This window comes from Halobacteriovorax sp. JY17, assembly GCF_002753895.1.
Classification (GTDB): domain Bacteria; phylum Bdellovibrionota; class Bacteriovoracia; order Bacteriovoracales; family Bacteriovoracaceae; genus Halobacteriovorax.
Genome location: NZ_NJER01000001.1, coordinates 24953 through 38661 on the forward strand (window position 1 = coordinate 24953; position 13709 = coordinate 38661).

Annotated in this window: 18 protein-coding genes; 10 read left to right on the forward strand and 8 right to left on the reverse strand. The window is 35.9% G+C overall.

Going from position 1 to position 13709, the window contains the following annotated elements; translation table 11 throughout:
• Window positions 1-103 precede the first annotated feature (103 nt).
• Both CES88_RS00130 and CES88_RS00135 read left to right on the forward strand, forming a co-directional pair.
• The gene (locus CES88_RS00130; RefSeq protein ID WP_290729243.1) at window positions 104-760 is read left to right on the forward strand and encodes a class I SAM-dependent methyltransferase; all 657 of its coding nucleotides are present in this window, start codon (window positions 104-106) and stop codon (window positions 758-760) included.
• Window positions 760-1200 carry a TM2 domain-containing protein gene (locus CES88_RS00135; RefSeq protein ID WP_290729246.1) on the forward strand — a complete coding sequence of 147 codons (441 nt, stop codon included), beginning with the start codon at window positions 760-762 and terminating at the stop codon, window positions 1198-1200. The genes CES88_RS00130 and CES88_RS00135 overlap by 1 nt, the downstream gene beginning before the upstream one ends.
• Here CES88_RS00135 and CES88_RS00140 read toward each other — a convergent pair.
• Window positions 1178-1909, reverse strand: coding sequence for a glycerophosphodiester phosphodiesterase family protein (locus tag CES88_RS00140; RefSeq protein WP_290729249.1), 732 nt, complete (start codon window positions 1907-1909; stop codon window positions 1178-1180). The two genes, CES88_RS00135 and CES88_RS00140, sit on opposite strands and share 23 nt — an antisense overlap.
• A 102-nt stretch (window positions 1910-2011) precedes the next feature.
• Window positions 2012-2326, reverse strand: coding sequence for a hypothetical protein (locus CES88_RS00145; protein ID WP_290729253.1), 315 nt, complete (start codon window positions 2324-2326; stop codon window positions 2012-2014).
• A 219-nt stretch (window positions 2327-2545) separates the two neighbouring features.
• Here CES88_RS00145 and CES88_RS00150 point away from each other — a divergent pair, with 219 nt between their 5' ends.
• The 3 genes from CES88_RS00150 (at window position 2546) to CES88_RS00160 (ending at window position 5891) form a co-directional block, all read left to right on the forward strand.
• Window positions 2546-2785, forward strand: a complete 240-nt coding sequence (locus CES88_RS00150) for a hypothetical protein (protein WP_290729257.1) — start codon at window positions 2546-2548, stop codon at window positions 2783-2785.
• A 141-nt stretch (window positions 2786-2926) separates the two neighbouring features.
• Window positions 2927-4927: a methyl-accepting chemotaxis protein gene (locus tag CES88_RS00155; RefSeq protein WP_290729260.1), complete on the forward strand. Its 2001-nt coding sequence runs from the start codon at window positions 2927-2929 to the stop codon at window positions 4925-4927.
• Window positions 4928-4994: 67 nt separating this feature from the next.
• Complete coding sequence (locus CES88_RS00160; protein WP_290729264.1) at window positions 4995-5891, forward strand: M23 family metallopeptidase; 897 nt, start codon at window positions 4995-4997, stop codon at window positions 5889-5891.
• Between the two features lies 1 nt (window position 5892).
• Here the strand turns inward: CES88_RS00160 and CES88_RS00165 are convergent, their stop codons facing one another.
• The gene (locus tag CES88_RS00165; RefSeq protein ID WP_290729267.1) at window positions 5893-6339 is read right to left on the reverse strand and encodes a DMT family transporter; all 447 of its coding nucleotides are present in this window, start codon (window positions 6337-6339) and stop codon (window positions 5893-5895) included.
• Between the two features lie 111 nt (window positions 6340-6450).
• On the opposite strand from CES88_RS00165, the gene CES88_RS00170 reads away from it, so the two are divergent.
• Entirely contained in the window at window positions 6451-7566 is a 1116-nt protein-coding gene (locus tag CES88_RS00170; protein WP_290729270.1) for a DNA recombination protein RmuC, read from the forward strand.
• A gap of 59 nt (window positions 7567-7625) precedes the next feature.
• Entirely contained in the window at window positions 7626-7769 is a 144-nt protein-coding gene (locus CES88_RS00175; protein WP_290729273.1) for a hypothetical protein, read from the forward strand.
• Between the two features lie 59 nt (window positions 7770-7828).
• On the opposite strand, the gene CES88_RS00180 is transcribed toward CES88_RS00175, so the two are convergent.
• Both CES88_RS00180 and CES88_RS00185 read right to left on the reverse strand, forming a co-directional pair.
• Window positions 7829-8206: a response regulator gene (locus tag CES88_RS00180; RefSeq protein ID WP_290729276.1), complete on the reverse strand. Its 378-nt coding sequence runs from the start codon at window positions 8204-8206 to the stop codon at window positions 7829-7831.
• 196 nt (window positions 8207-8402) lie between these two features.
• Complete coding sequence (locus tag CES88_RS00185) at window positions 8403-9041, reverse strand: hypothetical protein (protein WP_290729278.1); 639 nt, start codon at window positions 9039-9041, stop codon at window positions 8403-8405.
• 142 nt (window positions 9042-9183) lie between these two features.
• On the opposite strand from CES88_RS00185, the gene CES88_RS00190 reads away from it, so the two are divergent.
• A complete protein-coding gene (locus CES88_RS00190; RefSeq protein WP_290729280.1) occupies window positions 9184-9798 on the forward strand; it encodes a 50S ribosomal protein L25 in 615 nt (204 codons plus the stop codon).
• Complete coding sequence (locus tag CES88_RS00195; protein ID WP_290729283.1) at window positions 9770-11251, forward strand: hypothetical protein; 1482 nt, start codon at window positions 9770-9772, stop codon at window positions 11249-11251. The genes CES88_RS00190 and CES88_RS00195 overlap by 29 nt, the downstream gene beginning before the upstream one ends.
• Here the strand turns inward: CES88_RS00195 and CES88_RS00200 are convergent.
• Window positions 11248-11784 (reverse strand): hypothetical protein, encoded by a 537-nt coding sequence (locus CES88_RS00200; protein WP_290729286.1) that lies wholly within the window; start codon window positions 11782-11784, stop codon window positions 11248-11250. The genes CES88_RS00195 and CES88_RS00200 overlap by 4 nt on opposite strands.
• Window positions 11785-11950: 166 nt before the next feature.
• Between CES88_RS00200 and CES88_RS00205 the strand changes: the two genes are divergently transcribed.
• Entirely contained in the window at window positions 11951-12424 is a 474-nt protein-coding gene (locus tag CES88_RS00205; RefSeq protein WP_290729288.1) for an Mpo1-like protein, read from the forward strand.
• Here the strand turns inward: CES88_RS00205 and elbB are convergent.
• Window positions 12411-13070: an isoprenoid biosynthesis glyoxalase ElbB gene (gene elbB / locus CES88_RS00210; protein ID WP_290729291.1), complete on the reverse strand. Its 660-nt coding sequence runs from the start codon at window positions 13068-13070 to the stop codon at window positions 12411-12413. The two genes, CES88_RS00205 and elbB, sit on opposite strands and share 14 nt — an antisense overlap.
• Window positions 13063-13680: a hypothetical protein gene (locus CES88_RS00215; protein ID WP_290729294.1), complete on the reverse strand. Its 618-nt coding sequence runs from the start codon at window positions 13678-13680 to the stop codon at window positions 13063-13065. Before CES88_RS00215 ends, elbB begins: the two co-directional genes overlap by 8 nt.
• Between the last annotated feature and the right edge of the window lie 29 nt (window positions 13681-13709).

Genomic DNA, 13709 nt, shown 5'->3' on the forward strand with positions numbered 1-13709 from the left:
CAGATAGAGAGAATTCTATAAAACTTTCAGCACTTGCAGCAGAGATTTCGATGGTTTAAAGTAATTATATTCTAAATGATTTTTACCAAAGATAGGGGGATGTTTGAACTTTCTAAACGATAAAATCTTAAACTACTCAATTGAAAAGTCGTCGAGTCCAAGCGAAGTGTGTAATGAACTTGAAGAGTTTACAATTGAAAATCACCCTCTTCATCGTATGCTCTGTGGTAAGTTAGAAGCATCACTTTTAGGCTTTCTTATTAATTTAAGCGGAGCTCGTAATATTTTAGAGCTTGGAACTTTTACTGGGTATTCGGCCTTGGCAATGGCCGAAGCTCTTCCTGAAGATGGACAGGTAATCACCATTGATAAGAATAAGAAAATATCTACCATTTCAAATCAATTTTGGAACAAATCTGAACATGGTAAGAAAATTCATCAACTCTTTGGAGATGGCCTTGAGGTCCTATCTTCTCTAAATAAGAAATTCGATCTAATTTTTATTGATGCAGATAAGAGGAATTACCAAGCCTATTTCGATAAGTGTTTAGACCTTTTAGCAGAAGGAGGGTTCATTGTTGTGGATAATGTTCTGTGGTCGGGAAGAGTTGTTCCAGACTTTATAGAAGAAGTTGAAGCAGACAAGAGTACAAAATATCTAGTAGAATTTAATGATTATATTTCTGAGAGAGAAGACTTAATAAAAACACTCCTACCCATTAGAGATGGAATCTATCTCATTAAAAAGGATGAAAAGTAATGGCCACATATATAATGAAAGGCGAAGAGAGAGTCATCGATACACATAGTAAACTTCTTGGTTATATTCTCTGGGCATTTGGTTTTACTGGCGTTCATAGATTCTATTATGGAAAACCAATAACTGGAACTATATGGTTATTTACTGCAGGTGTCTTTGGTATCGGATGGATTGTGGACTTCTTTTTAATTCCAAGTATGGACGATGAGGCAGATAGGACATATTGGGATGGTCGCGTCGAATATAGTATTGCTTGGCTATTACTGCTCTTTGTAGGAGTTCTTGGTATTCACAGATTCTATATGGGAAAAATTGGAACAGGGATAATTTATATTCTGACAGGAGGGCTCTTTGGAATAGGTATCCTCTACGATCTTTGGACTTTAAATGAACAAATTAACGATGCTAATGTGACTCTTAAAAAGAGTCACATAGATTGATATGATTTCCTGGTTTGAAAACTCCGAATAGACCAGCATCTTTAATTTTGTTGCACCAGTAGTGATCTTTGTCCTTATAGGTTTTTTTAAATTTTGATTTAAAACCAAGAAAACCTACGCGAAATGGCATATCGTATTTCTCTTCAAAAATGATATCAGCGCTGTCCATATAGTCTTCTCTAAACTCTTCTAATACTTTGATGACTTTTTCTTTTACTCTTGTGGTGTAGAGATATTTGATTTCAACAGACATTGGTTTTCTAAGGCCTATTTCTTTTGAAAGCTCTAGAAATTCTTTTAGTGTTGGAATTTTTTGATCCGGATGATCTGTCAGATGTAGGGTTTGAAGTTGAGCGTACGTAAGATCATATATATGAATTAAATTCATTTTTTTCTTTATATATGAAAATCCATTTTCTTTGGAAATTTTATCTAATGCTTCTTTGTTTTGCTTTCTATTAACCATTCTTCTTAGGGTCTTATCGTGAAAGACAACAATTTCACCGTCTCTTGTTTCTTGAATATCAAATTCGAGATAGAGGAAGTCTTCTTCAAATTGCAGCTCAAGAAGTGATTGCTCAAGGGCAGCTAGAGAATTTTCAGGTAAGTGACTATAGAACTCTTTCTTTCCACCACCTGCGCGGTGTCCGAGGTTTTTTGCGTAAATATTAGTACTAATTAATAATAGAATTAAAATTATCTTCTTCACGGTAAACTCCCTTTTAGAGTTTATCGGAATTAGAAAATAAATTTTTAGGACTATACGGCTACTGCCTCACTAGGGGGAGAAAAGACAGTAGCCGAAAAAACTTTAATATTCTGATGTATATAATGTATGAATACTCTCAACTAATTTTCCAAATTGCACAGCAGAAACTTGTCCCTCTTTAGCTTCTTCTCCAAATTCAAGAGAGTCTAGAGGTTGTACCTTTGAGCAGATGTCTTTTCCTAAATCAGTAATGATCTCATTAGCAGCAAATCTTATAAACTCATCCTCAGAGTAGAGATTTGTCATCTCATGACAAGAAATGTCTTGATAGAACTCTAATGGTTTTGGAGTATTAATATTTGCAGAAGTATTTGCAAAACTCATGAGTAGGGTAGCTAATAGTAATAGCTTTTTCATAGTAGATTCCTTTAGTCAGTTATTTGTCTTAACTATAAGCAACTTCGAGGCCATTTTATTCTTTGAATTATAGGTTACTTAGAAGGGGTTTATTTAAACTCTCTATACAGGTGACTAACTTTTAATCACTTTCTTAAGATTTTCTGTCTAGAGAGTTGACGAAAACGGCTGACTAAAAATAAAATAGTTTTTCAACTTAAACTTTACATGAGGTAAGAAATGGCAAAGAAGAAAGCTGCTAAAAAAGCTGCACCAAAGAAGAAAACAACAGCAAAGAAAAAAGACATGCTCCTAGTAGGTTCTAAGACTAAGGAAGCTTTAAAAGGAAAAGGGTACAATGTATCTTCTGATACTTTAGAGGCCATGAATGAGTATGTTTACTGGCTAATTGATCAGGCCCAGAAGAAGTGTACTGCCAATGGTAGAAAAACAATTAGACCTTACGACATTCTAGCGTAAATATCATACTTTATGGAAGTAGCAATACTTCCATAAAACTTCTTTTCCAAATTCAATTTATCATTAAGTTCCTGTTTTTCATTCATATTTCAATATAGCTTATCTGCTAGAATTCCGAGTATTAAGTTATAAGGAGTTTATATGAATTTAAAACTTAGGTTAATCCTATGCTTTCTAGCCGTTGGAATAATTCCCTTCGCTATATCAAGTTATATTGCAGTAGATAAGAGTAGTGAAGCTCTTGTAAAAGAAGTTCATGAGAAAATTAAGGCGACTAAGAGCTTAAAAGTTCAGCAATTAGAAAATCTCTTTTCGAGATGGTATTCAAATGCTTACTTACTTTCCTCTTCAAGAAAATTACAAGATATTTTTGTTCAAGCAGACGAATCAGGTTGGTCCTCTGTTAAAAAATATCAATCTTATTTTGAAAGTCTTAATCTTCATTCACTCTTTGATGATATGGCCTTTGTGACAAATGAAGGAAAGATAATTGGATCAATCAACAATCAAAATATTATAACTTCAAATATGAATCAATTTGAAGGGACACCTCTCTTTAAAGCGTGGGAGAGAGCGAAGACAAGTGATTCAGATGAATCTGTTTCGTACTCCTCCCTTGAAAAGTATGCGACATATGATAATCAGTACCAATCATTTCTAGTTGTAAAGTTTGCAAAGAACTCCTCTGCAAGAGGTCGCTGGGAAGCTGGTGAAAGTATTGGAACAATTATTCTCTCTCTACCTAATTCTGAAATTGATAGAGTTGCAAATAGTCGAATTGGAATGGGAGATACAGGGGAGACCTACTTAGTTTCTAAGAAAGAAAATGGAGAAACGATTTATGCCTCTAATAGAGTTGTAAAGAATGGTCCAATTGGAGATGTAAAGACAGGTTCTACAATTTCTAAAATATTTGAAGAGAAAGAAGACTTTAATGTGACTAAAGTAGGATCAACAGGAGTTACTGAAATTGCATATGCCTCTTTCTTTAAGTTTAAAGATACTGAATTAGCAATGTTTTCAACACAATCCCAAGACGAAGCACTAACAGCCGTTGCTGACTTTAAGAAGCTTATTGGAATGCTATCAATAATCTTCTGTGTAAGTATTTTCATTATTGCCGCTGGAATTGGAAATCAAATTTCAAGACCAATACTAGCAATTAGTAATAAGCTCTTTAATAACGCTGAAGACGTCTCTAATGCTTCAAAGAAAATTGCAGGTTCTAGCTCAAGGCTTGCTTCTGCAACCACTGAGCAAGCTGCAGGTTTACAGGAGACAGTTTCTTCAGTTGATGAAATTAGTGCCATGATCGATCGAAATACTGAAGCTTCAAATGAATCGAAGAAGGCGTCAGAGGAAAGTCGACAAGTTGCTGTTGATGGAAAGCAGACTATTACTGAAATGATCGAGGCCATTAATGATATAAATGAAAGTAATTCTCAAATTACTGGAGAGATGAGTGATAGCAATAAGAGAATTGGTGATATTGTTAAACTCATTAAAGAAATTGGTGAAAAAACCAATGTAATCAACGATATCGTTTTTCAAACAAAACTTCTCTCTTTCAATGCTTCGGTTGAGGCCGCGAGAGCTGGAGAACATGGAAAGGGCTTTGCTGTGGTTGCAGAAGAAGTGGGAAATCTTGCTAATATGTCAGGTAAAGCAGCTGAAGAAATCTCAGAAATGCTAGAGGGAAGCGTGAAAACTGTTGAAGATATTATCTCTAGCACCTCTCATAAAGTAGATGGCCTTATCACTAAGGGAAGATCAACGGTAGAGAGGGGAGCAACCCTGGCGAATAAGTGTGGAGACGCGCTTGATAGAATTGTAGAAAATGTTTCAAGAGTGAACGCTCAGGTGACAGAAATTGCAAATGCTTCTGTGGAGCAGTCTCAAGGCGTTCAAGAGATAAATGTGGCCATGAAGCAATTAGATGAAGTGACTCATATGAATAATCAAATTTCAAACGAAGCAAATGAGCAGGCAGACATTCTCGAAGGACAGTCTCAGCTACTGTTTGAGGAAGTTATAAAACTTATGAGTGTTGTTAATGGTAAGAGTAAAGAAAACTCAGACTCTACTTCTGATATTTCAACTTCTAATAAAAATCATCCGGACCATCTCGATATGGCCGTATAGGTTATTTCGAAGTTTAATTGACGTGTGTTTAGTGAGTTCCTATAATAAATAGTATTAGGAGCTCACTGTGAAGAAAATAATATATATGCTTGTCTTAGTCATTACTTCTTGTTCGACTTTAAAGAAAGAATCACCTCTTTCGCAGCAGGAAGTAGAATCGAAGAGTCTGAAGTTTCCTAAGGCCTTAGTTTCATCAATTAATAATGGCGCAGTCAAAAAAGTTCAGCTCATTTATCCATTTCAAAAAATTAAAGCAAAACTCTTCTGTGCTGGTCATGAGGTCGCACTTGGTTCTCCAAAAGATGGAGTGGCCAATGTCTATATTTCGTCTTCTAGACACAAGGAGACAGGTAGTTTTTGGTGTGAGTATAGGTTTACAATTAATAAAATAGAGAAGAAGGTGGCAGTTGCAAAATTTAATATTATAGATTCAAACTATCCCCTTAGAACTCTAACGGTAGCAAAGAAGTATGCGAAGCTTAGCGATCAAGCAATAGAGAGATGGAAGAAAGAGACTGCTCATATGGATCTCGTCTATGCCGCTGCGATAACTGATAGGGCCTTGTTCACTAAACCCTTTGTAAAACCACTTAACTCTAAAATAACCGCAGTATATGGATCGAAGAGAGTCTTTAATGATATGAAACACTCTTGGCATTCTGGAGTAGATTTTAGAGCAAGACCTGGAACAAAGATACCAGCAGCTAATAGAGGAAGAGTTGTACTCGCCAGAGATCACTTCTTTACAGGTAAAACTGTTATTATTGATCACGGAATGGGGATTATGACTATGTATTGTCACCTTAGTGAATTTAAAGTCGGGGAGGGCGATATCGTTCCTCAAAGAGCAATCATTGCGTTGTCTGGAAATACTGGAAGATCAAGTGGCCCACATCTTCATTGGGGTGTAAGAGTAAATGACCACTGGATAAATGGATTTTCCCTTCTTAGTGAAGGAATCTAAATTAAAATTTTATAATGAGGTAAGTTCCAGAAAAAAGCATCAAAACTCCAAGTGAGCGATAAATATTTATTGCTTTGATTGGAAGCCCTAGTACGCCGTAATGATCAAGTACTAAACTCATTAAGAGTTGTCCTGCAATAATAAGAGAAATCCACGCTGTAGATCCAATCTTTGGAACAGCAATAATAGCAGCAAAGACAAAGCAGCTTCCTAGAAGGCCACCGGAAAGTAGCAGGGGATTAACTGTTGCCAATTGAGCAATTGGTGGAAATTTTACTGGGCCAAATAACATCAGTAGAAGAAAAACAAGAAATCCCCCTGTAAATGAAATAAACGCAGCAATAAGGGGATGACCTAGCTCTGATGAGAGTTTGGAATTAATGATGGCCTGGAATGGCACAAGTAGTCCTGCACAAATTCCGAGTATTGAAAAATAAACTTTATACATATAATTATCCTTTTATTTATTATGTCACCGTGAGCTTAGTATTGAAATACAATAGTTCTTGCTTCTAGTAAAAGTTATGAGAAAATAGATTTATAAAATTTTGGAGTTTAAATGTCTATCAATCTACTACTTCTCTCACTAATAATTGTTGCTCTATGCTTTATTTTAAAGAAGCTTTACTTTAATTCAGAGTCTATTAACCATAGAGAGAGTCTTTATGAGTTTAAAGAACAGATTGTTGAAAAACTCAATCAGGACTCCTTAAAGAAACAACAAGATCTCTACGAATTTAAAAGTGACCTCTTTAAGCAGCAACAAGAAAGCATGCTAGGACTACACAAGATTATAGAGTCTAGACTTGATTCTATTTCAAATAAGGTTCAAGAAAACCTAGAGAAAGGATTTGAAAAATCAAATGCAACTTTTCAAGGTGTGATTGAAAGGCTTGCTAAGATTGATGAAGCTCAAAAGAAGATTGAATCTCTTTCTACAAATGTTGTTTCCTTGCAAGATGTTCTCACAGACAAGAAGAGTAGAGGTATTTTTGGAGAAGTACAGCTTGGAAATTTATTGAGCACTGTTTTTGGAGAGAGAAACGAAAAAGTTTATAAAATACAGCATTTATTAAGTAATGGTAAAATTGTTGATGCGGCCCTTTTCCTTCCCGAACCAATTGGATTGATTTGTGTGGACTCGAAGTTTCCACTTGAGAATTATAAGAGGTTAGTTAGCACTTCAAATGATGAAGCCCAGCGAGCAGTCTTTGCAAAAGAGTTTGCGAAGAATGTAAAAAAGCATATTGATGATATTGCCAATAAATACATTATCACTAATGAAACTGCTGATCAGGCAATTCTCTTTCTTCCCGCTGAAGCAATCTTTGCAGAGATTCATGCCTATCACTCAGAAATTGTCGACTACGCCAATCAGAAGAAGATTTGGTTATCTTCTCCAACGACTTTTCTCGCGACGCTTACCACGGTTCAAAGTGTCCTTCTAAACCTCGAGAGGAATAAGTATATGTCTGTTATGCATGAAGAGATAAATAAGCTCGGTGATGAATTTAATCGCTACGAAGAGAGATGGAATAAGCTTGCAAAGCATCTTGGAACAGTGAGTAAAGATGTTGATGACATCCATATAACGACGGGAAAAATTAGCGGTCGCTTTCAGAAGATCATGACCGTAGACATCGAGAATAGTGAGTTTTTGGCCCAGAAGGACTAGTCTGGCCATAGATTTTAAGCTATACTGAGCGGAGTTCTAGTTAAATTTTGGAGAGTATTATGAGTTTTGAAGTATTTGTTGCGTTATGTCTCGTTGGTTGTTGGGCGATGTTCCCAATCTCATTAATGATAGCAACTAAGACTTTCGACGATGATATCATTGGCGGTGGACATCATGACCACGATCACGACGAAAAACACTAATAAATAAGAAATTCTAAATAATGTTGGCCCTCTAAATTAGTGGGCCTTTTTTATGTCTACTACTTTGAACTTAATATTTTTGCCACCAAGGCGGGGAGTATCTTGGGGTTAAAAGGCTTTGGAAGTAACATGACATTCTTGAGGCTCTTAAGCTTTATTTCATAATTATCAAGCTCTCCTGTCATCAAAAGCACTGGAGGCCCGCCAGATGAAATGATTTCATTGGTAAGCTTGATTCCATCTTTTTTCGGCATATTTAAATCAGTAATTATTAAATTGAAATTTTGATTCTTCATTTTTAGTGTCGCTTCAAGTCCATCAGCAGCTTGGACAACAATATAGCCATTGGTAGCGAGAAGATCTGCTAGCGAGTTTCTAATATTAATATCATCATCAACTACCAGTATTTGTGGTGAATCTCTATTGGTCTTAGTCATTTAAACCTCGTAAGTTTGGAATATGCAAAATATCCCATTACTTATATTCGGCTACATATGACTTCTTAAGTACTTAAAATATGACCGAGAAGTTAAATATCGTTTAATATTAGATAGTTAGATGTTTTTTTAATGAATGAGGATTCAAAAACTCAATAAGCTAGTAAGTTGTCATTTTGTCCCAAAGTGCCAACCTTTAAAGTAATTCGTTCACCCAAGAAGCAAGGTCTCTAATTTCATGAATATCAATTTCATGGGCAATTTCATATTCATGAAAAGAAATATTTAATCCCTCATCTTTTAAGCGAGTCATTTGAGACTTTACGCCATTGAAGTCAATGGCCTGATCAAAGTGTCCATGGGCCATAAATATAGGAGTGGTTGAATGAATGTCCTTAACTTGAACTTCCATTTTATCAAGATAGATTCTAGGACTTAGGCAAACGACTCCTGCAAATTTTCTCTTCCAACTAAGAAAACTGTGTAAGGAAATACATCCTCCCTGAGAGAAGCCACAGAGAATAATATCTTCGTCAGAGTAACCTTTTTGGTTTAGTTCATTTACTAGTAATTCTAATTTATCAATAGAGTTTCTAATTCCGTCTCTAGGTTCACCCGGTGGAATGTCATACCAGGAAAATCCAAAGTAGTAAGGAGTGGGGGCATTGATTAATAAGTAGTCTAAGCAAGTAACATTTACTTCAAGAGCAAAGTCTTTATAAGAGGCTTTATGATCACCAAGGCCATGCATGACAATCATTATTTTAGTTGAACGTTTTGGTCCGTTAAACTTGGCAGGCAAAAATGTACTTTCAAAGAATTTAGAAGAAATCATATTTAGTTTTGTACCAATTAAGGCGAAGAGAGACAAGTCACAGGGGATAGGACACTGTTGCCTCGTAGCGTTAGAAACTAATTTTAGTTATAATTAATATGTATCCGTTTTATTAGGATCAATACAATCATGGAGGTACTAAGTGTACGAATTACTAAAAGCTGAATGGAGAGAAGAACCTGTAAAATCTTTAAGAAAAGAAGGTTATGTTCCAGGTGTAGTATATGGAAAAGGAATGGAGTCAGTGAACTTTAAAGTTCCATCTATTGCTATCAATAAGTTCCTACATCATTCAGGAAAAGTTTTTGAAGTAGAAGTTGCAGGAAGAGGGAAGCATCTTGTTTCACTTGATAATGTTCAATGGGATCATATGGGAGATAGAATGCTTCACGTATCTTTCCACAAAATTTCTGCTAATGAGAAAACTACAGTAACATTACCAATTCATTTTGAAGGTGAAGCTGCAGGTAAGAAAGAAGGTGGAATGGTTCAACACGTATTACACGAAGTTGAAGTAACTGGTCTTCCAGGTGATATGCCAGAATTTATTTCTGTAGATATTTCTACTCTAGGTATTCACGGACATTTTGCTCTTAAAGATATTCCTTGTCCAAAGGGACTTACATGGGCACAAGGTGAGGAAACAAACGTAGTTTCTTGTCACCCTCCAAAAGTAGAAGTAGTTGCTGAAGAAACTACTGATGTAACAGCTGAGGTTGTTGCAGAAGTTGAGTCGGAAGATCAAGAAGCCGCTTAATCAAATTTTAAATTTTATAATTGGGCCCAAGTTTTCTATACTTGGGCCTATTTTATTTCTCTCCTTAAATATTTCCGCAAATTTAATTAATAAGAAAGTCACTGGCTTTAGTTGGGTCTCTGATCCTGAGAAATCTTATCGTGGAAATTGTTATGAATATGATCTTGAAACTGGTGGTCAGAAATTTCAAGCAGTAGCAAAGAAGAGTAAGTGCAGACCTGAAAAGACTGAAACCCTTTGGGTACCAAGTGAAGAGGGTGTTAGCGGAAAGTGCTATGAAGTTGACTCTGAAACTAAGGGAGAAAAATTTGTTATACCATCTTCTGCTAGTAATTGTGTCACAAAAGAAGTTAGTTACTCTTGGGCGCTTGTATCGGAGACTTCAGGAGAGTGTTATCAGATTGACGGAAACTTAAAAAGAAAAGTGAGTAAAGACAATTGCGCTCCTAAGAAAGTTAGTCACCACTGGGTACCAAGAGCAAGTGATTGGGGTGGAAAGTGTTTTGCAATAGATTCTTTGCAAGGACCAGCAGGGTATATAGAAAGTGTGAGTGTTGAAAACTGTAAACCTAGTGAAACTTCTTATACGCTTCATATGAAGAGAGAAGGAGAACAGGGCTATTGCTATGAAGTTGATTTAAAGAATGGACCTAAAGGCTATTCAAGAAGAGTTAGCAGGTCTAATTGTTTTAATTCAGCGGCTCCTAATTATATGTGGAAGAGTGATGAGAGTGGAGTTGACGGTGAATGTTTGGAAGTCAGAAGTTCTATCAATGAGAAAGTATCTTCTCGAAAAGTTGATTTCAAGAAATGTATTAATTTTAAGACGAAGAACTTCTTTAAAAGGACGTCTAGCTTTGGAGGTTCCTGTCTACTGGTAGACGAATTAACTGGTGGACAGAGGTTTGCCAAAGTCATTACGACTAGTAGTTGTCGAGAAGAAGTTGAAGATTTTCAATATTCTCTTCTTCCAAATCAATATGGAAATCCTATTTGTGTAGAGAGTGACTTAAAAACAAATGGTAATTTATATGTAGGAAAAGTTTCTTTAAGTAAGTGTGAGGATACGGGAGCGAAGCCAAAGTGGGTCTTAGAAGACGATGGTTGGAGCGGAAAGTGTGTGGAGATGAGAACTTTAGGAAGTAATGTCAGAGAGAGATCTATTCGTAAAGAAAAGTGTAGGACCGCGAAGACGAAGTTTATTTGGCACAATTTTAAGAAGCTAGATGGAAAATGTTTTGAAGTCGACGTAGAGAAAGGAAATGATGGTTTTGTTATTGAAGCTCCTCTAAAGAAGTGTGCTCCAAAATTTTTAAAGTATATTTTTCACCGAGAAAAAGGAAAGAATGCCGGTCACTGCTATCTTGTCGATAGAGAAACGTCCGGCGAAAAATTTAATAAACCTATTAGTAGTAAGAAGTGTAAGAGAAACTTAATCAAAGCTCCTCTCTAGTTAATGCCGAAAGATTCCAGTAGAGCCGTTTTATTATAAAGATAGAGTTCTGTTAGGTAGGCAGATCTTTTCTCTAAATAAATATCTGAGTGAGGAATAACTGGATTCATCACAGATGTTTTATAGGTCTTATTACTACTTGTCGTGACAATTTCTTCATCGTGATCTCTTCCAAGTCTACAATGTCCAAGTTCATGGAAGATCATGATTTCTCTTTGTGTCTTATCTGTTGATTCCCACCAACTCTTCTTAATGAGAATTTCCTTTGTTCCATCACTATAGGTATTACAAACTCCATCAAATTCATCTTTTGTTGTGTCTCCAAAATTTATAGGGATGTCTCCAACTTTAAAATTTGGTTCTGATAAATTCTTCGCGGCTTCTTTTTCAAAGGCAGTGATATAGGAAGAGAAAGCATTTGCACTTACTGCATATTGCTTAGTTCCCTCAAGATATTGAGTGTGTTTCTTGTTCTTCTGAGCACCACAGCTCGTAAAGAACGCCAGAAGTAGTAGTAGCGATACTAGTCTCATTCTTATTCCCCTAAATGATTTAATACAGATATAAGAGCAAAATATATACCAAAAAAATATTCTGTATTATCAGTGGTTTGCGTTTATTAAAAGTGTCTAAAATTTAGACATGGTGGAAAAGTTATACAGAGGTATAATGGTTTTATTGAGTATGAGGGAGAGTTTAATGAAGACAATAGATGAGTGGTTGAGTGAATACGGCGAGAGCCATAGAAATAAAACGAATCAGGTCATTCACAAAGTCTGTGTTCCCGCTATAGAGTTTTCACTACTCGGTATCCTATGGTTAATACCAACACCATCATCTTTTTGGAGTATTCCTTACTTGAATTGGGCCACTCTCTTTTGTGCTTTTGCTCTATTATTCTATTTATCATTAAAAAGTGCACGCTACTTTATAGGCTCTGTTCTAATGCTTATTCCAATGCTCGTGGTGATTAATTATCTTCGAGTAAACTTTGGTGGAATAATTATTTACGGCTTTGTTGGACTCTTTATTATTTCCTGGGTGGGGCAGTTTATAGGCCATAGAATTGAAGGGAAGAAGCCCTCTTTTTTAAAGGACCTATTCTTTCTTTTAATAGGTCCTCTGTGGGTATTAAGATCTCTCTACCGAAAAATAGGAATTAAGACCACTTAATGACACTCTCTACAACACCGTAGATTCCCTGTTGAACAAGATGAAGTTTGTTATCATCGAACATATAGGCGGGAGTTGTGGCAATTTTATTTTCTATGTCTAAGTGAAATTCAGATTCAGTACAATTAATGTGCTTGGCGCCAGTTTTTTCAATCTCCGCAGCAGTTCCTTCATCTGTTCCAATAGTTACTTCAATTGAATGTTCTCCAAGAACAAGGGAGACTAATGCTGGTGCAATACAAATGGCACCAATAGGCTTCTTGGCCGCAAAGAAGTCCGTAATAATTCCGCTTATGATAGAGTTGGCCTTAGCTCCAGAGCCTTTGAAAGCGAAGTCACATAAATTCTTTGCAACACCAAAGCCTCCGGGGATCAATAATCCAGAGAACTCTCTAGAGTCTAAATCTTTAAGAGGAGAAATTTTTCCTCGAGCTATTCTTGCCGCTTCTTCTAGAATATTTCTCTCTTGTTTAACTTCTGATCCTTCTAGATGATTAATAGTATGAAATTGTTTTTCATTTGGTGCAAAAATTTCGTAAGAAGCACCATGAGTATCTAGCGCGAGTAGAGTGAGAACTGCCTCTCTAATTTCTGCTCCATCTAAGTAACCACACCCTGATAGAATAACTGCATATTTCTTACTCATGACTATCTCCTTTTTGAAATATTTGATCATAAATGACTTGGCCTCTCTCTAAGTACTTTCTTTCAAAGTGAGTTCTTCCAATATGTCCTGATTGATTATCTAGTATTTTATTCTGAATGTTCTGAAGTTTCCAGATATTCGTCATAAAGTCTAAGCATTCTTCAGCGTAGAACTTCTCATTTGTCGCAAAGTGAATCGTCCCTCCTGGATTTAAGCATTCAATAACTCTTTCCATAAAAGGCATGGCGTGAAATCTCTTATTTTGCTGAGAAGGTTTAGGGTTAGGGTTTGGAAATAAGAAGAAGAACCTAGATACAGACTCTTTAGGCAATAGGTGAGTTACCCATGATATTCCGTTTTCATGAATAGGGAGGAGGTTACTAGGAGAGTTATGTTTTTCATATCTTCTTTCAAATTTCTTAAATTTCTCTGTTGTATGTTCAATAGCAACTAGAAATCTTTCTGGGTTTTTAATTGCGTATTGAATTGGGTGAAGTCCGACTCCACATCCAATCTCTATATCAAGAGGAAGATGGGGAAGTTCAAAATGATTTAATTTAGGACTAGGGATATTAGTTGTATTAAAATTTCTCATAGTAATTTTTATCATATTTCTCTTAGGGATAAAATAAACTCGTG

Excerpts from the sequence above, each read along its gene's own strand:
- CES88_RS00200 (WP_290729286.1), bottom strand. The coding sequence starts at position 11,784 with ATGAGACTAGTATCGCTACTACTACTTCTGGCGTTCTTTACGAGCTGT.
- CES88_RS00205 (WP_290729288.1), top strand. The coding sequence starts at position 11,951 with ATGAAGACAATAGATGAGTGGTTGAGTGAATACGGCGAGAGCCATAGA.
- CES88_RS00180 (WP_290729276.1), bottom strand. The coding sequence starts at position 8,206 with ATGACTAAGACCAATAGAGATTCACCACAAATACTGGTAGTTGATGAT.
- CES88_RS00185 (WP_290729278.1), bottom strand. The coding sequence starts at position 9,041 with ATGATTTCTTCTAAATTCTTTGAAAGTACATTTTTGCCTGCCAAGTTT.
- CES88_RS00165 (WP_290729267.1), bottom strand. The coding sequence starts at position 6,339 with ATGTATAAAGTTTATTTTTCAATACTCGGAATTTGTGCAGGACTACTT.
- CES88_RS00155 (WP_290729260.1), top strand. The coding sequence starts at position 2,927 with ATGAATTTAAAACTTAGGTTAATCCTATGCTTTCTAGCCGTTGGAATA.
- CES88_RS00135 (WP_290729246.1), top strand. The coding sequence starts at position 760 with ATGGCCACATATATAATGAAAGGCGAAGAGAGAGTCATCGATACACAT.
- elbB (WP_290729291.1), bottom strand. The coding sequence starts at position 13,070 with ATGAGTAAGAAATATGCAGTTATTCTATCAGGGTGTGGTTACTTAGAT.
- CES88_RS00215 (WP_290729294.1), bottom strand. The coding sequence starts at position 13,680 with ATGATAAAAATTACTATGAGAAATTTTAATACAACTAATATCCCTAGT.
- CES88_RS00150 (WP_290729257.1), top strand. The coding sequence starts at position 2,546 with ATGGCAAAGAAGAAAGCTGCTAAAAAAGCTGCACCAAAGAAGAAAACA.
- CES88_RS00145 (WP_290729253.1), bottom strand. The coding sequence starts at position 2,326 with ATGAAAAAGCTATTACTATTAGCTACCCTACTCATGAGTTTTGCAAAT.
- CES88_RS00170 (WP_290729270.1), top strand. The coding sequence starts at position 6,451 with ATGTCTATCAATCTACTACTTCTCTCACTAATAATTGTTGCTCTATGC.
- CES88_RS00175 (WP_290729273.1), top strand. The coding sequence starts at position 7,626 with ATGAGTTTTGAAGTATTTGTTGCGTTATGTCTCGTTGGTTGTTGGGCG.